The following is a 24,502-nucleotide window of genomic DNA, read 5'->3' as shown; positions in this document are numbered from 1 at the left end:
AGACATCGTGCAGACACTCAAACTGATCGTCCGGGAAGTCCGGCAGGAATCGCCGCTGATCCGCTCGTTCCGGCTGGCGCGCGAAGACGGCGGCGCGCTGCCCGCCTTCGGCCCCGGCGCGCACCTGAAGGTGACGATCCCCAGCCTGCGCGATCCGCGCTGCTATTCGCTGGTGCAGCTGGCGCCCGAGGCCGGACGCTTTGCCGAACCAGCCGAGTACCGCCTGGGCGTGCGGCTGGAAGAAACCAGCCAGGGCGGATCGCGCCACATGCACGCGCTGTCGGCGGGCGACGTGCTGACCGTGGAAGGCCCGAAGAACGACTTTCCGCTGCACGAATCGCCCGCCGGCGACGAGCCGGTCATTCTGATTGCGGGCGGCATCGGCATCACGCCGATTGCGTCCATGGCCGCCGCGCTCAAGTCCGCCGGCCGCGCGTTCCATCTGCATTACTGCGGCCGCAGCAAGGACCAGCTTGCCTTCCTGCCCGAGCTGCAGGCGCTGGCTGGCGACGACCTGACGCTGCACGCCGACGACGATCCCGCGAGCCGGTTCGACCTGCAGGCGCTGCTGGCGTCGGCCACCCCGCGCCAGCACCTCTACGTCTGCGGACCCAAGGGGCTGATCGACGCCGTCATCCAGGGCGCGCACGCGCGCCACTGGCCAGACGCCCACATCCATTTCGAGCTTTTTGCGACGGCCGCGCCGCAGGCCGGCGACCAGGCCTTCGAGGTCGAACTGCGCCAGTCCGGCCGCGTGCTGACGATTCCCGCCGACAAGACCATCGTCGAGGTCATGGAGGAAGAAGGCTGCGACCCGATGGTCGACTGCAAGCGCGGCGAATGCGGCGTGTGCCAGGCCACCGTGCTGGAAGGCGAGCCCGACCACCGCGACTATTACCTTTCCGACACCGAGAAGGCGAGCGGCAAGATCATCCAGATCTGCATCTCGCGCGCCAAGTCCGCGCGCCTGGTGCTGGACCTGTAGTCCCCGACAAGGAAGCGACCATGGGCAAATACCGCGACAATCCCGACGCCATCCGCGCGCTGCTCCGCGACACCGAGGTGCACAAGGACCTTTTCATCGACCAGGAACTGTTCGACCTGGAAATGGAACGCCTGTACGCCAACACCTGGGTCTATGTCGGCCATGACAGCCAGGTGCCCAACCCGGGCGACTACATCACCACCACCGTCGGCAACCAGCCCGTGGTGATGGTCCGCCACAGCGACAAAAGCGTGCGCGTGCTGCACAACCGCTGCCCGCACAAGGGCACCATGGTCGCGGGCGAGGCCTGCGGCAACACGGGCAAGTTCTTTCGCTGCCCTTATCACGCCTGGACGTTCAAGACGGACGGCAGCCTGCTGTCGATCCCGCTGAAAAAAGGCTACGAGAACACCGGCCTGGAAAACTGCGAAGCCAGCCAGGGCATGGCCGCCGTGAAAGATGTGCGCAACCATCGCGGCTTCGTCTTCTGCCGCCTGAACCCCGAGGGCCAGTCGTTCGAGGAATTCTTCGGCGATTCGCTATCGACGCTGGACAACATGGTCGACCGCTCGCCCGAAGGCCGCCTTGAAGTCGCCGGCGGCGTGCTGCGCTACATGCACCGCTGCAACTGGAAGATGCTGGTCGACAACCAGACCGACACCTGCCATCCGATGGTCGCGCACGAATCCTCGGCGGGCACGGCGGTCAAGGTCTGGGAACAGGCGCCCGAAGGCACGCCCAAGCCGATGGCGGTCGAGCTGTTCGCGCCGTTCATCTCGCCCTACGAGTTCTTCGAGAACATGGGCATCCGCGTCTGGGAAAACGGGCACGGTCACACCGGGGTTTCCGACTCCATCCACGCGTCGTACTCGGGCGTCCCGGGCTATTGGGATTCGATGGTGCAGGCGTACGGCGAAGACCGCGCCAAGGCGATCCTGGGCGACGTGCGCCACAACACGGTGTACTTCCCCAACATCATGGTCAAGGGGCCGATCCAGACGCTTCGGATCTTCAAGCCGATCGCCGCCGACCGCACGCTGGTCGAGTCCTGGACGTTCCGCCTGGTGGGCGCGCCGGACCTGCTGCTGGAGCGCACGCTGATGTACAACCGGCTCATCAACGCGCCGACCTCGGTGGTGGGCCACGACGACCTGGAAATGTACGAACGCGCGCAGGACGGCCTGCACTCGCGCGCACGCGACTGGGTCAACGTGGGACGGCTCTACGCGCCCGGCGAAGCCGACCAGAAGAACGTCGTCACCAATGGCACCAACGAATGGCAGATGCGCAACCAGTACCGCGCATGGGGCCGCTACATGACCGGACCGGAGTCGGTATGAGCGCAAGCGACCGCGAGTTGATCGATTTTGTCTACGCCGAGGCGCGCATGCTGGACGAACTGCGCTTCGAGGACTGGCTGAACCTGTACACGGACGACGGCTATTACTGGATGCCGCTGGCGCACGGCCAGACCGATGCGAAGCTGCACGCCTCGCTGATGTACGAGGACAAGCTGCTGCTGCGCGTGCGCGTCGAGCGGCTGGCGGGCCAGCGCACGTTCTCGCAGCAGCCCAAGAGCCGCTGCCATCATCTGCTGCAGGCGCCCACGGTCGAACATGGCCATCCCGAATCCGCGCCTGCCGAAGGGCGACACGTGGTGCGCACCGCCTTCCATTACGTCGAAACGCGGCAGGACACGCAGACTCTTTTTGCGGGCTGGGCAACGCATCACCTGGTGGAACAGGACGGCGCGCTGCGCATCCGCCTGAAACGCGTGGACCTCGTCAACTGTGACGCGGCCTTCGGCAACATCCAACTGTTCATGTAGGAGCGGACCGTGACCGCCACCGTCCACCAGGCCTTTGCCGACACCGCATCCCGCCACGGCGGCCAGCCGTTCCTGTGCATCCTGCCCGAAACGGCGGATGCCTATGGCATCGAGGCCGGCGAACTGACCTACGGCAAGGCGGCCGACGCCATCGAGACGCTGCGCGCCGCGTATGAAAAGGCGGGCTATGGCCACGGCCACCGCGCAGGCCTGCTGCTGGAAAACCGGCCCGCGTTCTTCCTGCACTGGTTTGCGCTCAATGCGCTGGGCGTGTCCGTCGTGCCGATCAATCCGGACCTGCGCGCCGCCGAACTGGAGTATCTGGCCGGCCATTCCGAGATCGCGCTGGCGGTCGCGCTGCCGGGACGCCACGCGGACCTGCTGGCGGCAGCGGCCCGCGCGGGCCGGGAACTGCGCGTGATGGGTCCGGACGACGCGCCGCCCGCCGCGCCCTTCCCCGCGCCCCAGCAAGGCACGCCGCCTTCCGAACTGACCGAGTGCGCGCTGCTCTATACGTCCGGCACCACCGGCCGACCCAAGGGCTGCATCCTGCCCAACCGTTATTTCCTGCACGCGGGCGGCTGGTACGCCCGCATCGGCGGCCTGGCCGCGCTGCAGCCCGGCCAGGAACGCATGCTGACGCCGCTGCCGCTGGTGCACATGAACGCCATGGCCTATTCCGCGATGGCGATGGTGCTGACGGGCGGCTGCCTGATCCCGCTGGACCGCTTTCACCCGCGCTCGTGGTGGGACAGCGTGCGCGAATCGCGCGCCACGGTGCTGCACTACCTGGGCGTCATGCCCGCCATCCTGATGAAGGCCGAGCCTTCCCCGCAGGACCTGCAGCCGGCCATCCGCTTCGGCTTCGGCGCGGGCGTGGACCGCAAGCTGCATGCGCCTTTCGAGGCGCGCTTCGGCTTTCCGCTGCTGGAGGCCTGGGCCATGACCGAGACCGGCGCGGGCGCCGTCGTAATCGCCAACCAGGAACCGCGCCACGTCGGCACCAGCAGCTTCGGCAGCGAGGAAGCTGACGTAGAGGTGCGCATCGTGACCGACGCGGGCGAACCGGCCGCCATTGGCGAACCGGGCGAGCTGCTGGTGCGCCATGCCGGGGAGGATCCGCGCTATGGCTTTTTTGCCGGCTACCTGAAGGACGAGGCGGCCACCAACGAAGCCTGGGAAGGCGGCTGGTTCCACACGGGCGACATCGTGCGCCGCGAGGCCGACGGCGCCCTGCGCTTTGTCGACCGCAAGAAGAACGTCATCCGCCGCAGCGGCGAGAACATCTCGGCCGTGGAAGTGGAAAGCGTGCTGATGCAGCATCCGCTGGTGAAGGCCGTGGCGGTGGCCGCCGTGCCGGACGCCGTGCGCGGCGATGAGGTGCTGGCGTGCGTCGTGCCGGAAACGCTGCCCGCCGACGCGGACGCGATGGCCGAGGCCGCGCGCAGCATCGTGCAATGGTCGCTGTCGCAGTTGGCGTATTACAAGGCGCCCGGGTATGTCGCGTTCGTGGACAGCCTGCCGCTCACGACCACCAACAAGATCCAGCGCGGCGAGATGAAGGCCCTGGCGCCCACCCTGCCGGGCACGGCGCGCTGCGTGGACACGTGCCACATGAAGAAGCGCCCGCCCGAGGGGACTCGCCCATGACCCGCCTGGGCTACGACGGCGTCGTGGCGGCCCTGCCCGTCACCATTCCCTATGAACGCTATTCCACGCACGCCGCGCATTGGTGGCTGGGACGCGCGCTGGGCGCGTTGATCCGGCAATCCGGGCTGGCCAAGACCGACGTCGACGGCCTGTGCGTGTCCAGCTTCACGCTGGCGCCGGATACGGCGGTCGGCCTGGTCCAGCACCTGGGCATGACGCCGCGCTGGCTCGATCACATTCCGATGGGCGGGGCGAGCGGCGTGGCCGCGCTGCGCCGCGCCGCGCGCGCCGTGCAGGCGGGCGATGCCGACGTCGTGGCCTGCCTGGCCGGCGACACCAACCACGTGGACTCGTTTCGCAACACGGTCAGCCAGTTCTCGCGCTTTGCGCAGGACGCCGTCTACCCGTATGGCGCCGGCGGCCCGAACGCGAGCTTTGCGCTGCTGACCGCCAACTACATGCGCCAGACCGGCGCCACGCGCGAGGACTTCGGCAAGCTTTGCGTGGCGCAACGCGACAACGCCCTGCGCTATCCGCACGCGCTGATGAAAAAGCCGCTGACGCTCGCCCAATACCTGGACGCGCGCGTCATCACCGAACCGATCCACCTGTTCGATTGCGTCATGCCGTGCGCGGGCGCCGACGCGTTCCTGGTCATGCGAGAGGACCGGGCACGCGCGCTGAACCTGCCTTATGCGCGCATCCTGTCCACCATCGAGCGCCACAACGCGTGGATCGACGATCCCATCCAGACCCGGGGCGGCTGGACGCTGGACATCGATGAACTGTATGGGCAGGCCAATGCTGGCCCCTCGGACATGGACTTCCTGCAGGCCTATGACGACTATCCCGTCATCAACCTGATGCAGATGGAAGACCTGGGGTTCTGCGAGAAGGGCGCCGCGCCGCAGTTCGTGCGGGACAACACCTTCACCGTGGACGGCAGCTTTCCGTTCAACACCAACGGCGGCCAGCTGTCGGTGGGCCAGGCCGGCGCGGCCGGCGGCTACCTGGGCATGGTCGAGGCCTTGCGCCAGTTGACGGGCACGGCCGGCGGCACGCAGGTGCGCGAGGCGCGCATGGGGCTGGTCAGCGGCTTTGGCATGATCAATTACGACCGCGGGCTGTGCACCGCCGCGGCCATCCTGGCAAGGAGCGACGCATGACCGAGCCGCTGGCCAAGCCGCCTCGCAAGAATCCCGTCGCCCGGACGCGGCAGCCCACGCTGCCGCCCGGCTCGCGCAGCCGCGCCGCGCTGGGCCTGACCGCCGCCGCCGCCGAGGGACGCTTCGATCTGCAGACCTGCGCCGACTGCGGCACGGTGCAGTACCCGCCGCGCGAAGTCTGCGGCCATTGCCTGTCCGAGCACCTGCCCTGGCGGCCCGCCGACCCGAACGGCGTGCTGCTCGTCAGCACGACGCTGCATCACAGCAACGACCTGTACTTCCGCGAACGCCTGCCGTGGCGCGTGGGCACGGTGCGGATGGACGCCGGTCCCTCCGTCGTGGCGCACGTCCACCAGGACTGCACCGACGGCGCGCGCGTGCGCCTGGCCCTGAAGCTGGACCGCAGCGGCCAGGCCGTGATGATCGCCCTGCCCGAAAGGAATACGCCGAACATGGAAGACGACAAGACACTGCGCGAGACCTCGTGCGATCCGAAATTCCGCCGCGCGCTGGTCACCGACGGCAAGTCGGCCGTGGGCCAGGCCGTGGCGCGCGCGCTGCTCGATGCGGGCAGCCCGCTCGTCTTCCTGGGCGATCCGCAGGCGTGGCGGCGCGATGCCGCGTTCGACGCCCTGGCGGCGGATCCGCGCGTGCAGGCCGTGACGCTGGACGTGACCGACACCGATTCCGTGGAGCGCGTGGCCGCGTCCATCGGCGGCAAGGTCGAGATCCTGGTCAACACGGCCGACCTGGAACGCGAGGGCGGGCTGCTGAGCCGCAAGGACGTGAACACCGCGCGCGATGCCATGGACGTCAATGTGCTGGGGCTGATGCGGCTGGCGCAGAGCTTCGGCCCGGCGCTGTGCGGCCGCGCCGCCGACGGCGTGAACAGCGCCGCCGCGTGGGTCAACGTGCTGTCGATCTACGCGCACATGAACCTGCCGGCGCGCGGCATGTGGTCGGCATCCAAGGCCGCCGCGCTGTCGCTGGCGCAATGCCTGCGCGCGGAAATGCGCGGCGCGGGCGTGCGGGTGGTGAACGTGTTTCCCGGCCCCGTCGACCACGAATGGGAACAACGCACCCCGCCCCCGCGAGTTGCGCCAGCGGCCATCGCCGCCGCCATCGTGCGCGCGCTGAAGGATGGCATCGAAGACGTGTACGTGGGCGACGTCGCGCAGGAATTCCGGGCGCGGCTGGCTGAGAACCCGAAGGGACTGGAACGGGAGCTGGGCGCCGGCTGACCGCTGGATCACGCGGTGTCAGACACCTACGCAGCAGAAGAACCCGGTGTCTGACACCCTGGGGAGACAGCCGGCAACTTGGCACGGCGTCTCAAAGGGTGTCAGACACCTACGAAGCAAAGGGTGTCCGACACCCGCAGGAACCAACAGGAGAGCGCATCGTGAGTCAACCTATCCTTGCCCAGTTCATGACCGAGCTGGTCTCCGGGCGCATCCGCCTGGTGGACCTGACCGAAACGCTGACGCCGGAGTTTCCCACCATCGTGCTGCCGCCGGAGTTCGGGCAGGCCTGGCCGTTCCGGATCGAGGAAATCTCGCGCTACGACGAGCGCGGTCCGGCCTGGTACTGGAACAACTTCTCGTGCTCGGAACACACCGGCACGCACTTCGATGCGCCCGCGCACTGGGTCACGGGCAAGGACCAGCCGGACAACACGGTGGACACGATTCCCATCGACGCCTTCATCGCCAGCGCCTGCGTGATCGACTGTTCCGCGCAAGCGGCCGGCAACCCGGACTTCCTCCTGACCATCGACTTCATCAAGAAATGGGAAGAACAGCACGGCCGCATCCCCGCGCGGTCCTGGGTGCTGATGCGCACCGACTGGTCCAAGCGCGCCAAGCCCGCCGAATACCTGAACATGCAGGCCGACGGCGCGCATTCGCCCGGCCCCGACGCCGAGGTCGTGCCCTGGCTCATCAAGGAACGCGACGTGCACGGGTTCGGCACCGAATCGGTGGGCACGGACGCCGGGCAGGCCCAGCATCTGGATCCGCCCTATCCCTGCCACTACTACATGCACGGCAACAACCGCTACGGCTTGCAGTGCCTGACCAACCTGGACCAGTTGCCGGCCACCGGCGCGGTGATCTTCTCGGCGCCGCTCAAGATCCGCAGCGGCTCGGGCAGCCCGCTGCGCGTGCTGGCGCTGGCGCCCACGGCCTGACGCCGTTCCGCCCACACCAATAATCAAAGGGGGAAACCATGACGCAAACCCATGTGGCCATCGTGACCGGCGGCAGCGCTGGCATCGGCGCGGAAATCTGCCGCAGCATGCTCGACGCGGGCTACGAGGTGATCTCGATGGCGCGCCGCGCGGCGGATTTCTCGCATCCGCGGCTGCACAACGTGCAGGTGGACCTGCTGGACGCCGCCGCCACCGCGCAGGCGGGCGCCGAAGTCGCCGCGAAGTTTCCGGTCAGCCACGTTATCCACAACGCCGGCGTGATCTGGCCAAACCTGCTGCCGCAGGTCACGCAGGAAGAACTGCATGGCTTGACGCAGATCCACCTGGGCGCGGCGATCAGCCTGGTCCAGGCGGCCCTGCCCGGCATGCAGGAACGCAAGTTCGGCCGCATCGTGATGATGTCCTCGCGCGGCGCGCTGGGCCTGCCCACGCGCACCGCCTACTCGGCCACCAAGGCCGGCATGATCGGCATGGCGCGCACCTGGTCGCTGGAGCTTGCGCCTTACGGCATCACGGTCAACGTGGTGGCGCCCGGCCCCATCCAGACCGACATGTTCTACGAGGTGATCGAGGCCGGCAGCGAACGCGAACGGCAGCTTGCCGAGGGCATCCCGGTCAAGCGGCTGGGCCGTTCGGACGACGTGGCGCGCGCCGTCATGTTCTTTGCCGATCCCGCCAACAGCTTCGTGACCGGCCAGACGCTGTTCGTCTGCGGCGGCGCTAGCGTCAGCTCAATCACCATCTGACCGTCGCTTCGGGTTTTGACGGATAGGTAAGCACCGGGACCCGGGTCTACAGTGCTGATCCTTGAAGGTAAGAAACTTTAAGCAACAAGTATTCCCGCAGTTCCCGTTTTCTCCGCTTTCCAGCCGCACTCCCACTCTGCTCCCTACCCCGGAGGTTTTGCCATGCTGTCGAAGAAACTCCCCCTGGTCGCTGCCGCCGCTGCCGTCGCCGCCCTGTTCGCCCTGCCCGCCCTGGCCCAAGTCAAGGTCGGCGTGGTCACCTCGTCCACCGGCCCCACCGCGCTGGTCGGGATTCCGCAAAAGAACACGGTGCCGTTGCTGCCCAAGAAGATCGGCGACCTGACCGTGGAATACATCTCGCTGGATGACGCCAGCGACTCGACCAACTCGGTCACGGCCTTCAAGAAACTGATCACGGAGCAGAACGTGGACGCGCTGATCGGCCCGTCGGGTTCGCCCAACGCCATGGGCGTGATCCAGTTCGCCGCCGAGGCCGGCGTGCCGATGCTGGCGCCGGTGGGCACCGCCGCGGTGGTGCTGCCGATGAACGACCAGAAGAAGTGGGTGTTCAAGACCACGCAGAACGACGACATCATCGCGCGCGCGCTGGTGGACCACATGGCCAAGACCGGCATCAAGACCGTCGGCTTCATCGGCCTGAACGACCCGTACGGCGAGAACTGGTACAAGGTTTTCTCGGGACTGGCCGCGGAAAAGGGCATCAAGATCACCGCCAACGAACGCTACCTGCGCTTTGACAGCTCGGTCACGGGCCAGGCGCTGAAGATCCTGGCCGCCAAGCCGGACGCCGTGCTGGTGGCCGCGCCGGGCGCCGCCAGCGTGCTGCCGCAGACGACGCTGTTCGACCAGGGCTACAAGGGCAAGTTCTACCAGACCCACGGCGCCGCGCTGCCCGACTTCCTGAAACTGGGCGGCAAGAAGGTCGAAGGCACGGTGCTGGCCGCCAGCCTGATGCTGGTCCTGCCGGAAATGCCGGACAGCAATCCCTCCAAGAAGGTCGCGGCCGACTACATCGCCGCCTACGAAAAGCTCAACGGCTCCAAGCCCGCCACCTTCGGCGCCAACGTCTACGACGCCGGCCTGCTGCTGGAGAAGGCCGTGCCGATCGCCGAAAAAGCTGGCAAGCCGGGCACCAAGGAGTTCCGCAGCGCGCTGCGCGATGCGCTGGAGCAGACCAAGGAGCTGGTCGGCACGCAAGGCGTCTACAACATGAGCGCGGCAGACCACAGCGGCTTTGACGAACGCGGCCGCGAGCTCATCACCGTCAAGGACGGCAACTGGACGCTAGTCAAGTAAAAGGATCTCCCCCCACGCTCACATGCGCTGCGGGCGTCGCCAGAAAGCAGGCTCTGCGCGTCCCATCGGGATGCCGCGGATCCGGGCTCCGCCGGTCCGCAGGCATGCCCCCTGGGGGGAAGCGCGCAGCGCTTCGGGGGGGGACATCCGCTTATTGGAATTCTGTATGAATGCTCAGATTGCCTTGATACTCGGGCAGGACGGCATCACCAATGGCGCCATCTATGCGCTCTTGGCGTTGTCCATCCTGCTGGTCTTCACCGTCACCCGCGTCCTGTTCATCCCGCAGGGCGAGTTCGTCGCCTTCGGCGCGCTCACCATGGCCGCCATGCAGGCTGGCAAGCCCATCCTGCTGGTGTGGCTGCTGCTCGCGTTCGCGCTGGCCGAGACCGCCGCCGACCTGATGGCGCGCCGCAAACGGCCCGCCCGGCGCGGCGCCCACTGGCGCATGGCGGCCAAGGTGATCTATCCGCTGGCGCTCGCGTTGCTGCTGTACCGCCTGCCGCTGGCGCAGCTGCCGATGGCGGCGCAGGCGCTCCTGACATTGCTGCTGCTGGTGCCGATGGGACCGCAGCTCTATCGCTTGTTCTATCAGCCGATCGCGTCGGCCTCGACGCTGGTGCTGCTGATCGTGTCCATCGCGGTCCACCTGGCGCTCGTCGGCCTGGGGCTGCTGGCCTTCGGCGCGGAAGGCGCGCGCACGGCCCCCTTCAGCGACGCCAGCCTGACACTGGGCCCGGTCAACGTGAACAGCCAGGCGCTGTGGGTCGTGGCGGTGTCGGTGGTGCTGATCGTCGTGCTGTACCAGTTCTTTGAACGCTCGATGTACGGCAAGGCGCTGCGCGCCGCGGCGTTCAACCGGATAGGAGCGCGCCTGATGGGCATCTCGCCCGTGTTCGCGGGCAAGGCCACATTCTTTCTGGCGGCGCTGATCGGCACCGTGTCCGGCATTCTCATCGCACCGATCACGACCATGTATTTCGATTCGGGCTTCATGGTCAGCCTGAAGGGCTTCGTCGGCGCCATCATCGGCGGGCTGGTGAGCTACCCGCTGGCCGCGGCGGGCGCCGTGCTGGTCGGCCTGATCGAAGCGTTCTCGTCGTTCTGGGCCAGCGCCTACAAGGAGATCATCGTGTTCACGCTGATCATCCCCGTGCTGCTCTGGCGTTCACTCAACAGCCATCACGTCGAGGAAGAAGACGAATGACCCCGCGCCACATCCTCCTCGCCTTCCTGGCTCTGCTGGCGCTCGGCCCCCTGGTGCTGCCGCCCTTCTACGTGACGCTGCTGAACTACATCGGCCTGTATGCGCTGGTGGCGCTGGGCCTGGTGCTGCTGACCGGCGTGGGCGGCCTGACCAGCTTCGGGCAGGCCGCCTTCGTGGGCGTGGGCGCCTATACGACGGCGCTCCTGACCACCCGCGCGGACACGCTGCCCTCGTGGCTCGGCTGGCTGGGCGCGTCTCCCTGGCTCACGCTGCTGGCCGGCCTGGCCCTGACGCTGGCGCTTGCGTATTTGCTGGGCGCCATCACGCTGAAGCTGTCCGGCCACTTCCTGCCGCTGGGCACCATCGCCTGGGGCCTGTCGCTGTATTTCGTGTTCGGCTCCGTCGAAGGTCTGGGCGGTCACACCGGCATCCCCGACATTCCTGCCATCAGCCTGTTCGGCTGGACGCTCAACCAGGGCGGCAACATCTACTACCTGATCTGGGCCTTCCTGCTGGTCGCCATCTGGTCCACGCAGAATCTCCTGGACTCGCGCGAAGGCCGCGCGATCCGCGCGCTCAAGGGCGGACGCGTGATGGCCGAATCGATGGGCGTGGACACGGCGCGCTCGCGCATGGTGATCTTCGTCATCGCGGCCTTGCAGGCCTGCGCGTCGGGCTGGCTGTACGCGCACATGCAGCGCTTCGTGAACCCCAATCCCTTCGGCCTGCAGATGGGCATCGAATACCTGTTCATGACCGTCATCGGCGGCGCCGGGCAGGTGTGGGGCGCGCTGGTGGGCGCTGGCGTCTTCACGGTGCTCAAGCAGTGGCTGCAGGACCTCTTGCCCAAGGTGCTGGGTCAGACCGGCAACTTCGAAGTGATCGTCTTCGGCTTCGGCATGGTGCTGCTGCTGCACCGCGCCCGAAGCGGCCTGTGGCCCGTGCTGACGCGCTGGGTGCCGGTCAAGCGCAAGCCGCGCACCGTCGACATGACCGCCGAGCCGCTGCCCCGGCGCACCATGCCGCCGCGCGGCGAGGTGGTGCTCAAAGCCGTGGACGTGACCCGCAAGTTTGGCGGCCTGGTGGCCAACAACGCCATGAACCTGGAGATCCGGGCGGGCGAAGTGCTGGCGCTGATCGGCCCCAATGGCGCGGGCAAGAGCACGATGTTCAACCAGATATCCGGCGTGGACACGCCGACCTCGGGACAGGTCACGCTGCTCGGCCAGCCGGTGGCCGGCGTGGGCGCGCGCAAGATCGCGCGCCTGGGGCTGTCGCGCACCTTCCAGCACGTGCGGCTGCTGGGCCGCATGAGCGTGCTGGAAAACGTGGCCATCGGCGCGCATCTGCGCGGGCATCGCGGCGTGTTGCCGGCCGCCTGGCGGCTGGACCGTCCGGAAGAGGCCCGCCTGCTGGCCGAGGCCGCGCGCCAGGTCGAGCGCGTGGGACTGGGCAAGCATCTGCACGACGAAGCGGGCTCGCTGGCGTTGGGTCAGCAGCGCATCCTGGAAATCGCGCGCGCCCTGGCCTCGGACCCGTGCATCCTGCTGCTGGACGAGCCCGCGGCCGGCCTGCGCTACCAGGAGAAATGCGAGCTGGCCGAATTGCTGAAACGTCTGCGCGCCGAAGGCATGGCCATCCTGCTTGTCGAACATGACATGGATTTCGTGATGGGTCTGGTGGATCGCGTGGTGGTCATGGACTTTGGCGAGAAGATCGCCGAAGGCCTGCCGGCCGAGATCCAGCAGAATCCCGCAGTGCTTGAAGCCTATCTGGGCGGAGTGGAATGATGAGCGCCAAACTGCTGCAAGTGCGCGACCTGCGCGTGGCCTACGACAAGGTGGAAGCGATCTCGGGCGTCAGCCTGGAAGTGGGCGAAGGCCAGATCGTGACCGTGATCGGTCCCAACGGCGCGGGCAAGACCACGCTGCTGTCGGCCATCATGGGCGTGCTGCCCTCGCAGGGCGGCATCGTCTTTGGCGGCAAGACGCAAGAGCACGCCGAGATCGAGGAAATGGTCGCCGCCGGCATGAACCTGGTGCCGGAAAAGCGCGAGCTCTTTGCCGAGATGACAGTCGAGGACAACCTGATGCTGGGCGCTTTCGACCGCTACCGCCGCGGCCTGCGCGACCAGGACCAGACGCTGGCCGAGGTCTATGACCTGTTTCCGCGGCTGCGCGAACGGCGGGTCCAACTGGCCGGCACGCTGTCCGGCGGCGAGCGCCAGATGCTGGCCGTTGGCCGCGCGCTGATGGCCAAGCCCCGCCTGCTGATGCTGGACGAACCCAGCCTGGGGCTCGCGCCGCGCATCGTGCGCGAGGTCTTTCGCATCGTGGCGCGGCTGCGCGAGATGGGCGTGTCCATCCTGCTGATCGAACAGAACGCGCGCGCCGCGCTGCAAGTCGCCGATTACGCCTACGTGCTGGAAACCGGCGCCGTCACACTGGAAGGCCCCGCGGCCGAAGTGGCGCAGGATCCGCGCGTGGTGGAGGTCTATCTGGGATTAGGCCACGCCGCGCCGCCGGTCGCGGCGGTATAGCGCGTAGCCCAGCGGGTACATGACGGCCACGAGGAACGTCGCGACCGGGTGGGTAAGGCGGTAAGCCTGGACGGCCGTGGGCACGCCTGAATGTTTCAGGTGCAGCCTAAAGCGCGTGTAGCGCGCCGCGGCCATCATGAATTCGCGCGGACGATAGCGGAAGAATTCCAGGTGATGCTGCAGCATGTCCCAAGCCAGCAGATACAGCCCCTGGGCGTTGTTCGCCACCGATACCGCCCCCTGGCTCAGCCCGCCGGGCGTGTCGTGATACGTGCGCACGACGCGGTTGATGAAGCGGCTGAGATAGCCGGCGCGGGCGACGGCCCACCACACCAGGCTTTCGGGCACGAAGCCCGCCACGTCCTCGGGAAACGGATATTTGCGCAGGATGTCGGTGCGCATGCAGCCGAATTTCTCGCCCTTGATGCGATAGCGGAAATACACGTCCACCGCCGTGCTGTCGAAGACGTCCTGCGGATAGCGGTCGCCCACGATGCTGCCGTCGGGTCGCGCGCACAGGCCGGTGATGGCGAAATACGAGTCGCGGCGCGCGGGCGGAATGGCGTTCCAGGCTTCATGGAAGATGGCGAGCGCGTCGGGGGGCATCTCGTCGTCGCTGTCCAGGCCAACGATCATCTGGCCGCGCGCCTCGCGCACGCCACGGTTGAAGGCGGTCTTCTTGTGCTGGTTGTTCTGCCAGACATAGCGGATCGGAAAATCCGCCAGCGACTGCCAGTGCAGGATGGACTCGTGCGTGTTGTCGGTGGAGCCATCGTCCACGACGACCCATTCGAAATCCCGGAAAGTCTGCCGGCAGAGCGATTCGTAGACGCGGTGCAGGGTCCCTGCCCGGTTGTAGGTCGGCGTCAGAACAGTGAAAAAAATCGGTGTATCGGTCATGCCTGCTGTGCCCCTTGCGATCTTCCAGAAACCGCTGCGGTCTTGGTTCTTATGATTTCGCCTGAAGTGTAGGGGATATGCCTGCGCCAACCGATGGCACGTCTTTGGAATTTGCAATCAAATCTGACAAACCGTGCGGTTTTTTTGATAACGCGTCCGGCCGCAGCCGTTGGGGCGCGCGGCGGACTGGCGTAAACTCGGGCGGCCCAATTCGGAACGCCTATGGAAGCCTCGCCCGTCCAGCTCAATGACATCGCCTTGTTCGTCGAAGTGGCCAAGCGCAAGAGCTTCAGCCAGGCGGCGCGCGCGCTGGACATGCCCACCTCCACGCTTTCCCGCCGGATCAACGAACTGGAGCGCGCCATCGGCCTGCGGCTCATCAACCGCAACACGCGCCGGCTCGATCTGACGGATGCGGGCGCGGCCTACATGCGCCGTTGCCAAGGCCTTATCGACGAAGCGCGCCTGGCGCACGAGCAGCTGCTCTCGCTGTCGGGCGGCCCGTCGGGCAATCTGCGCGTGTCCATGCCATATAGCCTGGCCATCTGGCTGCTGCCCGAGACCATCAGCGATTTCACCGATCGCTATCCCGATGTGGAGTGCGAGTTCGACCTGAGCATGATGACGGCGTCGGACGCGCAGGGCACGCCATTCGACGTGGTGCTGCGGTTTGGCCGCGAGGCCGACTACCCGGGCGCCTCCGCCGGGGACGGCAACGGCAACGGCACGCCGCATCGCGCCATCGAGGGCGCGGTCGTGCATGAGCTGGTTTCGCTGGAAACGCACCTGTATGCGTCCGACCGCTATATCGAACGTCATGGCATGCCGCAGACGCCGGCCGACCTGTCGCAGCATCAATGCCTGCGCACGACGATCGACGAGGAGCACTCGTTCTGGACGTTGAACAACGGCGCGATCTCGCAGCGCGTCGCGGTCGCGGGGCACCTGGCCGCCAACAACATGAGCATCGCCGGCACGCTGGCCGGCCTGGACCTGGCCATCACGCGGATGCCGCACTGCCATGCCCTGGAGCCCATCATCCAGCGCAATTCGCTGCGGCGGGTGCTGCCCGGCTGGTCGGTGGACCCGATCTCGATCTACGTGGTGTACCCGTCCAGCATTCAGCCGGCCAAGACCCGCGCTTTCATGGATTTCATCCGCCCCAAGCTCGGCCCCCCGCAAGGCTGACGCGCCGCGCAGACGAAAAAAAACCGCAAGGCTCGCACCCTGCGGTTTTTTTTGATCGGGCCCGGCCAGTCTTGACGACCGCCGAACCGGACGCGTCAATTAGACGCGCTTGATCTTTTCCAGCATCTTGAACACACCCTTGGGCGACTTGACGAACAAGCGCTTGAAAGCCTTGCCCAGGCAACGGCGTTCCAGGGTGTTACGACGCACGCGTTTGCGTTCAGCCATGTTGATTTCTCCTGTTGAATTCGCGGAAATTGGCCCGCACAACCGGAAATCGGGCTGGCGGAAAAAAATTCGGATAACTTGGCATTTTAGCCTGAAATCCGGAAAGGACGCCAACCGGCTGGTTTTTGGCTAGGTTGAGGCGGCTTTCAGCCGTTCCCAGACCTGCTCGGCCCGCGGTAGCGGATCGACCGCGCCATAGCCCAGGGTGGACAGCGCCGCCGCCGCGTTGGCGTAGCGCACGGCGTCTTCCCAGGAGTCGCCCTGGCAACGGCGCGCCAGCAGGCTGCCGGCAAAGCAATCCCCCGCGCCCGTCGCGTCGACGGCCTGCACGCGCAGCGCCGGCATCGGGGTGCGGGTGCGGCCGTCGTCGATGATGGAGCCGTCCTTGCCCAGCTTAAGCACCACCACGCCCGGCGCGCCGCCATCGCGGATCCAGTCCAGCGTGCGCTCCGGATCGTCGTTGCCAGTGAGATGCTGCATGTCGTCCATGCTGGGCAGAAACACGTCCGCGGCGCGCATCGCCTCGCGCAGAATGGCGCGGGCCCGGTCCACGGGCCACAGGCGCAGCCGCAGATTCGAATCCAGGCTGACCTGCACGCCGGCGGCATGCGCCCGCGCGATGGCGGCAAACGCCGTGTCGCAGGCGGTGGTGCTGATGGCCATGCTGATGCCCGAGACATGCAGGAACCGGGCGCGCTCGATCAGGCCGGCGTCCAGGCTGGCGGGCGTCATCAGGCTGGCGGCCGAACCGCGCCGCAGATAGCTGAAGGCATGGCCGTCCGGTCCGTGCTGCACGAAATACAGGCCGGTGTGGGCATCGTCGTCGACCTCGACGCCGGTGGTGTCCACGCCCTCGGCCTGCCACAGGTCCAGGAACTGCTTGCCGAAGGCGTCATTGCCGACCCGGGTCAGATACGCGCAGCGCGCGCCCTGCCGGGCGGCCGCGATGACCGCGTTGGAGGTGTCGCCCCCGAAACCCTGCAGGTATTGCCGCTGGCCCTTGTGCGTCTGGTTCAGTTCGACCAGCGGCTCGCCCAGCGCCACGATATCGAAATCAGCCATGGGCGGCCTCGCGTGTCTGGGTGATCTGCGCCACCAGCGCGGCGGTGTCGCGCGACGCGAAGGCGGCCTTGTCGTAAAGATTGCTGCCGATGCCCACGAGCCCCGCGCCCGCGGCGAAGTACGTGCCCATGTTTTCCTGCGTAATGCCGCCCGTGGGGCAGAAGATCGTGTCCGGAAACACCGACTTCAGCGCGGCCAGATGCTTGGGGCCGCCCGTGTCGGCCGGGAACACCTTCACCACGTCCACGCCCGCGCGGCGCGCGGCCAGGACTTCGGTCGGGGTGAAGGCGCCCAGCATGCACAGCGCGTCGGCGGCGTGGGCCATGTCCACGATCTCGTGCGCCAGGGCGGGCGAGACCAGGAAGTCCGCGCCCGCCACTAGCGCCTCGCGCGCCTGGGCCTCGTCCAGCACCGTCCCCACGCCCAGCAGCAGGCTGGCCCCGTGCTTGTCGCGCAGGGCGCGCACCAGGTCGGTGACGTTGGGGATGGTCCAGGTCAGTTCCAGCGTGGTGCAGCCGGCCGAAACCGCGACTTCCGCGGCATAGGCGGCGGCCGCCGCGTCGGTGTAGCGCAGCACGGGCACGACGCGGGCAGCCAGCAGGGCGGCGAGCTTGGAGGCGATGGGAGCAGCGGTTGCGGTCATGGATTTCCTCTGGAGCGAGCGGTCAGTTGCCGCCGGACGATACCGGCAGGACGGCGAGTTTGGCCGCGGCGGCGTCGCGCAGCCGCAGCAAGGGGTCGATGTAGGCGGACTGCGGGTCGCCGGCCCGGCGGAACAGCAGCGTGCTGACGCTGACGCCCGCGACCGGCCGGCCAGCGCCGTCGCACAAGGCGACGCCGTAGCAGACGATGCCGGGTTCGTTTTCCTCGTTGTCGATAGCGTAGCCCTGCTCGGCCGCCGCGCCCAGCGCCTCGCGCAACGCAGGCAGGCTGGTCAGCGTGGCCGGCAGCCGCGACGGCAGGGGCAGTTCGTGCAGCAGGCGCTCCCGCGAGGTCTCATCCAGCGCGGCCAGGTAGGCCTTGCCGACGGCGCTGGAATGCAACGCCACGGACGCCCCCACGCGCGACACCATGCGTACGGGGCCGGGGCTTTCCAGCTTGTCGATGTAAATCATTTCGTGGCCCGCGGGAACCGCAAGATGGACCGTTTCGCCGGTCTGGTCGCGCAGCGCCTGAAGTTCCGGCGCCAGCGCGGCGCGCAGGTCGAACTGGGACCAGGCCTTGCTGGCCAGCGACATCAGGCGCGTGCCCAGGCGATAGGCGCCGCTGCTTTCCGCGACCATCCCCTGCTCTGCAAGCGCCGCCAGGATGCGGTAGACGGTGGGACGGGGATAGCCGCAGGTGCGGGCCAGCTCGGCGGCCGTGGGGGGCTGCGGCGCATCGGCCACCGCTTGCAGCACCGCCATGAATTTTCCGAACGCCGCCGCGCCGGCCACCTTGGATTCCTGCACACATGTCCCCAAATAAAGGCGATAGCCCAGGCAGATGCGCAACGCGACGAGCGCGATTTTCAGACGAATCTGCGATACTGTTTATTTGTACAGCTACCGAGGCACTCATGTCCATATTATGGACAAGCGCCTCACAATATAGTCAATTATTCCATATCGACGCGCCCGGAACCAGCGATGGATCGCCGCGCCGGCATGCTCCCACCGTCAGGCTACGATACCGTCCATGAGCTCCCATATCCGCATCGTTGGCGCCCGCCAGAACAATCTCAAGAACCTGGATCTGACCATCGCCACCGGCGAGCTGGTCGTCGTCACCGGGGTGTCGGGGTCCGGCAAAAGTTCGCTGGCATTCGACACCCTGTACGCCGAGGGGCAGCGGCGTTACGTGGAAACCTTCTCGCCCTATGCGCGCCAGTTCCTGGACCGCATGGACAAGCCGCAGGTGGACCGCATCGAAGGCATCCTGCCGGCCATCGCCATCGACCAGACCAATCCGGTGCGCAGCTCGCGCAGCACGGTCGGCACGATGACCGAACTGAACGATCACCTGAAACTCTTGTTCGCGCGCGGCGCCAAGCTCTATTGCCGCGGTTGCGGCAAGCTGGTGCGGCGCGACACGCCCGAATCCGTCTATCACTCGCTGGCCGAGCGCGCCGCGCAAGCGGGCGATCCGCGCCTGGTCGTGACCTTCCCGATCGCCGTGCCGGCCAACTTCACCGAAGACGAAGTGCGCGGCTTCCTTGAGCAGCAGGGCTACACCCGCGTGCACGCCGAGGAAACCGCCGTGGCGCGCGCCGCCGCCCCCGCCAAGGGCGCCAAGAAGGCCAAGACCACGAAGACCGCCAAGGCCGCCCCCGAGGAACGCCGCATCCTGCACGTCATCCAGGATCGCTTCCGCTTTGCCGGCACCGAGCGCGAACGCATCATGGAAGCGCTGGACACGGCGCTGCGCATGGGCGCCGGCCACATCGCCGTCTACGTCATGGACGCCGAAGGCGGCAACGCGCACATCTGGAAATACAGCGACCGGCTGCACTGCGCCGACTGCGACATCGAATACACCGATCCGCTGCCCAGCAGCTTCTCGTTCAACTCGCCGCTGGGCGCCTGCGAGGCCTGCCGCGGCTTTGGCCGCGTCATCGGCATCGACTTCGGCCTGGTCATCCCCGACGAGAAAAAGACCCTGCTCGAAGGCGCCATCAAGCCCTGGACCACGCCGTCCTACAAGGAATGCCAGGACGACCTGCAAAAGTACGCGCCGCGCGCCGGCGTGCCGCTGGGCGTGCCCTGGAAGGACATGAGCGACGAGCACAAGCGCTGGGTCCTGTACGGTACGCCTGACTGGAAGGGCGGCAACGACGCCTGGAAGCACCAGTGGTACGGCGTGCAGCGCTTCTTCGACTGGCTGGAAACCAAGGCCTACAAGATGCACGTGCGCGTGCTGCTGTCCAAGTACCGCAGCTACACGCCCTGCCCGTCCTGCAACGGCGCGCGCCTGAAGCCCGATGCCCTGCTCTGGCGCCTGGGCAACAAGGAGGAAGCCGACGCCGTGCTGCCGCCCGAAGACGGCCGCTACAAGCGCTTCATGCCCGTCGGCACCACCTGGAGCCGCGAACAGCTCAACGGCCTGGACGGGCTGTCGCTGCACGACGTGATGCTGCTGCCCATCGAGCGCGTGCGCAAATTCTTCGACACGCTGTCCTTCTCCGGCGCGCTGGACGCGGCCACCGACCTGCTCATGACCGAGGTGCGCGCGCGCCTGAAGTTCCTGTGCGACGTGGGCCTGGGCTACCTGACGCTGGACCGCCAGAGCCGCACGCTGTCCGGCGGCGAGGTCCAGCGGATCAACCTGACCACGGCGCTGGGCACCTCGCTGGTGAACACGCTGTTCGTGTTGGACGAGCCCTCCATCGGCCTGCACCCGCGCGACATGCACCGCGTGGTGGAAGTCATGCACCGCCTGCGCAACGCCGGCAACACGCTGGTCGTCGTGGAACACGATCCGCAGGTCATGGTGGCCGCGGACCGCATCATCGACATCGGCCCGGGCCCCGGCGAACGCGGCGGGCGCATCGTCTTCGACGGCACGCCCGCGCAACTGCGCGCCGCGCCCTCGCTGACGGGCGACTACCTGGGCGGCCGCCTGCGCGTGGAAGCGCCGCGCCCCATGCCGGTGGCGGCCAACACGCCGCGCCTGCTGCTCGAAGGCGTCAATGCGCACAACCTGAAGAATGTGTCGGTCGAGCTGCCGCTCGGCCGCCTGGTCTGCGTGACCGGCGTGTCCGGCTCGGGCAAGTCCACGTTGGTGCAGGACGTGCTCTACCCCGCGCTGCTCAAGCAGAAGGGCAAGCCGTCGGAAGCGCCGGGCGCGTTCGACCGCCTGCTGGGCGCCGAGCAGATTGCCGACGTCGTGATGGTGGACCAGACGCCCATCGGCAAGACCGCGCGCTCCAATCCGGCCAGCTACGTCGGGGCGTTCGACGCCATCCGCAAGCTGTTCGCCCAGGCCCCGCTGGCGCGCGAGCGCGCCTACACGGCCGGCACGTTCAGCTTCAACGGCGGCGACGGCCGCTGCCCGACCTGCGGCGGCACCGGGTTCGAACACGTCGAAATGCAGTTCCTGTCCGACGTCTACCTGCGCTGCCCGGATTGCGACGGCAAGCGCTTTCGCCCCGAAGTCCTGGAAGTGCGCGTCGAGCACCTGGGCAAGAGCGCGTCCATCGACGAAGTGCTGGAGATGACCGTCAGCGAGGCGCTGGACTTCTTCAAGGGCCTGCGCGATGTGCAGACCGGTCTTGCGCCGCTGGCGGACGTGGGCCTGGAATACGTGCGGCTGGGCCAGCCCGTGCCGACTCTTTCAGGCGGCGAGGCGCAGCGCCTGAAGCTGGCCGGCCACCTGGCCGAGGCCGCCCGCAGCGGCATCTCCACCGCCAAGGTCGCCAAGAAGGGCAGCCTGTTCCTGTTCGACGAGCCCACCACCGGCCTGCACTTTGACGACGTCGCGCGCCTGATGCGTGCGTTCCGCAAGCTGCTGGCCGCGGGCCATACGCTGCTCGTCATCGAACACAACCTTGACGTGATCCGCGCGGCCGACTGGCTGATCGACCTGGGACCGGAAGGCGGCGACGCCGGCGGCCTGGTCATCGGCACCGGCACGCCGCAGGACCTGATGGACAATCCCAAGTCGCACACGGGCGCCGCCCTGCGCGACTACGAGATCAGCATCCTGCCGACCGGCGCCGTCGCCGGCGGCGCGGCCGACGTGGTGGTCAGCAGCGACGCCGACGCGCAGATAGCCGAGCAGGCGGGCCTGACCGCGCGCATCGCCGAGCCGCAAGCCGAGTACGGCGCGGGCGTGGGCACGCCGCTGCAATCCTTGGTGCGCGAACGCCGCCAGGGCAGCATGGCCATCGAGATCCGCAATGCGCGCGAACACAACCTGAAGAACATCAGCGTCGAGATCCCACACGACAAGTTCACCGTCATCACCGGCGTGTCCGGGTCGGGCAAGTCCACGCTGGCGTTCGACATCCTGTTCAACGAAGGCCAGCGGCGCTATCTGGAGTCCCTGAACGCTTACGCGCGCGCCATCGTGCAGCCGGCGGGCAAGCCGGACGTGGACGCCATTTTCGGCATCCCGCCCACCGTGGCGATCGAACAGCGCACCAGCCGCGGCGGCCGCAAGTCCACCGTGGCCACGATGACGGAAATCCATCACTTCCTGCGCCTTCTGTACGTGAAGCTGGGCACGCAGTACTGCCCGGACTGCAACGTGGCGGTCGAGCCGCAAAACACCGACCAGATCGTGGCGCGCCTCTTGCGCGAGCACAAGGGCGTGCATATCGGCCTCCTGGCGCCGCTGGTCACCGCGCGCAAGGGTTACTACACGGATCTTGCCAAGTGGGCCGGATCCAAGGGCCATTCCCATCTGCGCGTGGACGGCGAATTCATTCCCGTGGCCCCGTGGCCGCGCCTGGACCGCTACAAGGAACACACGATCGAACTGCCGGTGGCGGACGTGGTCGTGGACCCGGCCAACGAGGCCGAGCTGCGCGCGGCCGTCAAGAGCGCGCTGGAAAACGGCCAGGGCGTGATGTCGGTGGTCTGGCCGGTCAACAAGCTGCACGAGGCGCTGAACAGCGAACTGCAGCAGCAGCACTTCTCGGTCAAGCGCGCGTGCCCGTCCTGCGGCACGAGCTTCCCCGAACCCGATCCGCGCCTCTTCTCGTACAACTCCAAGCACGGCTGGTGCACGGGCTGCTACGGCACGGGCCTGCAATTGCAGGGGTTTGACGAAGAACAGACCGGCGAGGAAACCGCCTGGAACGCGTGGTACGAAGGCGAGGCCAAGACCTGCACGCAGTGCGACGGCCAGCGGCTGAACCGCGTGGCGCGCGCCGTGCGCTGGCGCGACAAGTCGATTGCCGAACTGGCCTCGCTGCCAGTGTCGGACGCGCACACCTTCTTTACCGGCCTGGTGGCGCGCGGCCGCGAAGGCGAGATCGCCCGCGACATCCTGGCCGAAATCCGAGGCCGCCTGAACTTCATGCAGGAAGTCGGCCTGAACTACCTGGCGCTGGACCGCGCCGCGCCCACGCTGTCTGGCGGCGAGGCGCAGCGCATCCGGCTGGCGGCGCAGCTGGGCTCCAACCTGCAGGGTGTCTGCTACGTGCTGGACGAACCCACCATCGGCCTGCATCCGCGCGACAACCGCATCCTGCTGGACGCGCTGGCGCGCCTGGAAGGCAACGGCAACACGCTGGTGGTGGTCGAGCACGACGACGACACCATCCGCCGCGCCTCGCACGTCATCGACATCGGGCCGGGCGCGGGCATCCGCGGCGGCCGCGTGGTGGCGCAAGGCACGGTGCAGGACGTAATCGACGCGCCCGAATCCGTGACCGGCCGCTACCTGAAGACGCCGCTGGCGCATCCGCTGCAGGGCCGCCGCCCGGTCGAGGCCGACACGCCCATGATCGAGATCCGTGGCGCGCGCCTGCACAACCTGCGCAGCGTGGACGCGCGCATTCCGGTGGGCCGCCTGAGCGTGGTGACCGGCGTGTCCGGTTCCGGCAAGTCCACGCTGGCGCGCGAGGTCCTGCTGGACAACCTGACCCAGGCCGTCTCGCAGGGCAAGGCGCCCGGCTGGGCGGGCTGCGAAAGCATCAAGGGCTGGGAAGCCATCGACCGCGTGCTGGAAGTGGACCAGACGCCCATCGGCAAGACGCCGCGTTCGTGCCCGGCCACCTACGTGGGCTTCTGGGACGACGTGCGCAAGCAGTTCGCCGACACCCGCGAGGCCCGCATGCGCGGCTGGACGGCGGCGCGCTTCTCGTTCAATACCGGCGACGGCCGCTGCCCGATCTGCGAAGGCCAGGGCATGCGCACCATCGAAATGAACTTCCTGCCCGACGTGAAGGTGCCGTGCGACGCCTGCAACGGCGCGCGCTTCAACAACGACACGCTCAGCGTGCAGATGCGCGGCAAGAACGCCGGCGAACTGCTGTCCATGGAAGTGGACGACGCCATCGGCTACTTCGCGGCGCATCCCAAGATCCATCGTCCGCTGCAGCTGATGCAGGACGTGGGGCTGGGCTACCTGACGCTGGGCCAGCCGTCGCCGACGCTGTCGGGCGGCGAGGCGCAGCGCATCAAGCTGGTGACCGAGCTGTCCAAGGCCCGTCTGACCGACGGCCTGATAAAGACCGGCCGCGCCTCGCGCATCCCGCACACGCTGTACGTGCTGGACGAGCCGACGGTCGGCCTGTCGATGGCGGACGTCGAAAAGCTGATCCACGTATTGCACCGCCTGGTCGAGGCGGGCAACACAGTGGTGGTGATCGAACACAACCTGGACGTCATCGCCGAGGCCGACTGGCTGCTGGACCTGGGTCCCGAGGGCGGCACGGGCGGCGGCCAGCTGGTGGGCGAAGGATCGCCCGAGCACGTGATGACGCTGGCCGACCATTCCCATACGGGCCGCGTCCTGACGGAGTTCCTTGCGCAACAACAGCCGTAAGCCA

Annotated in this window: 19 protein-coding genes; 14 read left to right on the top strand and 5 right to left on the bottom strand. The window is 67.6% G+C overall.

Annotated features, from left to right (window positions below):
• Window positions 1-7 precede the first annotated feature (7 nt).
• The 12 genes from HV786_RS02050 (at window position 8) to HV786_RS01995 (ending at window position 13,647) form a co-directional block, all read left to right on the top strand.
• Window positions 8-985, top strand: coding sequence for a PDR/VanB family oxidoreductase (locus tag HV786_RS02050; RefSeq protein WP_128830042.1), 978 nt, complete (start codon window positions 8-10; stop codon window positions 983-985).
• 20 nt (window positions 986-1,005) lie between these two features.
• A complete protein-coding gene (locus HV786_RS02045; RefSeq protein WP_128830041.1) occupies window positions 1,006-2,325 on the top strand; it encodes an aromatic ring-hydroxylating dioxygenase subunit alpha in 1,320 nt (439 codons plus the stop codon).
• Window positions 2,322-2,813, top strand: a complete 492-nt coding sequence (locus HV786_RS02040; protein ID WP_128830040.1) for an aromatic-ring-hydroxylating dioxygenase subunit beta — start codon at window positions 2,322-2,324, stop codon at window positions 2,811-2,813. The genes HV786_RS02045 and HV786_RS02040 overlap by 4 nt, the downstream gene beginning before the upstream one ends.
• A 9-nt stretch (window positions 2,814-2,822) precedes the next feature.
• The gene (locus HV786_RS02035; RefSeq protein ID WP_175209896.1) at window positions 2,823-4,463 is read left to right on the top strand and encodes an AMP-binding protein; all 1,641 of its coding nucleotides are present in this window, start codon (window positions 2,823-2,825) and stop codon (window positions 4,461-4,463) included.
• Window positions 4,460-5,629, top strand: coding sequence for a thiolase family protein (locus HV786_RS02030; protein ID WP_175209894.1), 1,170 nt, complete (start codon window positions 4,460-4,462; stop codon window positions 5,627-5,629). The genes HV786_RS02035 and HV786_RS02030 overlap by 4 nt, the downstream gene beginning before the upstream one ends.
• On the top strand, window positions 5,626-6,870 hold the full coding sequence (locus tag HV786_RS02025; RefSeq protein WP_175209892.1) for an SDR family NAD(P)-dependent oxidoreductase: 1,245 nt from the start codon (window positions 5,626-5,628) through the stop codon (window positions 6,868-6,870). Before HV786_RS02030 ends, HV786_RS02025 begins: the two co-directional genes overlap by 4 nt.
• Window positions 6,871-7,031: 161 nt before the next feature.
• Window positions 7,032-7,817, top strand: coding sequence for a cyclase family protein (locus HV786_RS02020; RefSeq protein WP_128830039.1), 786 nt, complete (start codon window positions 7,032-7,034; stop codon window positions 7,815-7,817).
• 38 nt (window positions 7,818-7,855) lie between these two features.
• The gene (locus HV786_RS02015) at window positions 7,856-8,584 is read left to right on the top strand and encodes an SDR family NAD(P)-dependent oxidoreductase (protein WP_128830038.1); all 729 of its coding nucleotides are present in this window, start codon (window positions 7,856-7,858) and stop codon (window positions 8,582-8,584) included.
• Between the two features lie 162 nt (window positions 8,585-8,746).
• Complete coding sequence (locus HV786_RS02010) at window positions 8,747-9,901, top strand: ABC transporter substrate-binding protein (protein ID WP_128830037.1); 1,155 nt, start codon at window positions 8,747-8,749, stop codon at window positions 9,899-9,901.
• Between the two features lie 166 nt (window positions 9,902-10,067).
• Window positions 10,068-11,108 carry a branched-chain amino acid ABC transporter permease gene (locus HV786_RS02005; RefSeq protein ID WP_175209890.1) on the top strand — a complete coding sequence of 347 codons (1,041 nt, stop codon included), beginning with the start codon at window positions 10,068-10,070 and terminating at the stop codon, window positions 11,106-11,108.
• The gene (locus HV786_RS02000; protein ID WP_128830036.1) at window positions 11,105-12,898 is read left to right on the top strand and encodes a branched-chain amino acid ABC transporter ATP-binding protein/permease; all 1,794 of its coding nucleotides are present in this window, start codon (window positions 11,105-11,107) and stop codon (window positions 12,896-12,898) included. Before HV786_RS02005 ends, HV786_RS02000 begins: the two co-directional genes overlap by 4 nt.
• Window positions 12,898-13,647, top strand: coding sequence for an ABC transporter ATP-binding protein (locus HV786_RS01995; RefSeq protein WP_128830035.1), 750 nt, complete (start codon window positions 12,898-12,900; stop codon window positions 13,645-13,647). The genes HV786_RS02000 and HV786_RS01995 overlap by 1 nt, the downstream gene beginning before the upstream one ends.
• Here the strand turns inward: HV786_RS01995 and HV786_RS01990 are convergent.
• Window positions 13,612-14,547: a glycosyltransferase family 2 protein gene (locus HV786_RS01990; protein WP_056321085.1), complete on the bottom strand. Its 936-nt coding sequence runs from the start codon at window positions 14,545-14,547 to the stop codon at window positions 13,612-13,614. The genes HV786_RS01995 and HV786_RS01990 overlap by 36 nt on opposite strands.
• Before the next feature lie 222 nt (window positions 14,548-14,769).
• On the opposite strand from HV786_RS01990, the gene HV786_RS01985 reads away from it, so the two are divergent.
• Window positions 14,770-15,735 carry a LysR family transcriptional regulator gene (locus HV786_RS01985; protein WP_128830034.1) on the top strand — a complete coding sequence of 322 codons (966 nt, stop codon included), beginning with the start codon at window positions 14,770-14,772 and terminating at the stop codon, window positions 15,733-15,735.
• A 99-nt stretch (window positions 15,736-15,834) separates the two neighbouring features.
• On the opposite strand, the gene HV786_RS27425 is transcribed toward HV786_RS01985, so the two are convergent.
• The 4 genes from HV786_RS27425 to HV786_RS01970 form a co-directional block, all read right to left on the bottom strand.
• Entirely contained in the window at window positions 15,835-15,963 is a 129-nt protein-coding gene (locus HV786_RS27425) for a hypothetical protein (protein ID WP_006226408.1), read from the bottom strand.
• 129 nt (window positions 15,964-16,092) lie between these two features.
• A complete protein-coding gene (locus tag HV786_RS01980; RefSeq protein ID WP_175209888.1) occupies window positions 16,093-17,025 on the bottom strand; it encodes a sugar kinase in 933 nt (310 codons plus the stop codon).
• Window positions 17,018-17,668 carry a bifunctional 4-hydroxy-2-oxoglutarate aldolase/2-dehydro-3-deoxy-phosphogluconate aldolase gene (locus HV786_RS01975; RefSeq protein ID WP_056321077.1) on the bottom strand — a complete coding sequence of 217 codons (651 nt, stop codon included), beginning with the start codon at window positions 17,666-17,668 and terminating at the stop codon, window positions 17,018-17,020. The genes HV786_RS01980 and HV786_RS01975 overlap by 8 nt, the downstream gene beginning before the upstream one ends.
• Window positions 17,669-17,690: 22 nt before the next feature.
• Window positions 17,691-18,476: an IclR family transcriptional regulator gene (locus HV786_RS01970; RefSeq protein ID WP_128830033.1), complete on the bottom strand. Its 786-nt coding sequence runs from the start codon at window positions 18,474-18,476 to the stop codon at window positions 17,691-17,693.
• A gap of 226 nt (window positions 18,477-18,702) precedes the next feature.
• Here HV786_RS01970 and uvrA point away from each other — a divergent pair, with 226 nt between their 5' ends.
• Window positions 18,703-24,498 carry an excinuclease ABC subunit UvrA gene (gene uvrA / locus HV786_RS01965; RefSeq protein WP_175209886.1) on the top strand — a complete coding sequence of 1,932 codons (5,796 nt, stop codon included), beginning with the start codon at window positions 18,703-18,705 and terminating at the stop codon, window positions 24,496-24,498.
• Window positions 24,499-24,502 lie beyond the last annotated feature (4 nt).

Source organism: Achromobacter mucicolens (assembly GCF_902859725.1).
GTDB lineage: Bacteria > Pseudomonadota > Gammaproteobacteria > Burkholderiales > Burkholderiaceae_B > Achromobacter > Achromobacter mucicolens.
This window is presented reverse-complemented; position numbering and strand designations above follow the sequence as displayed.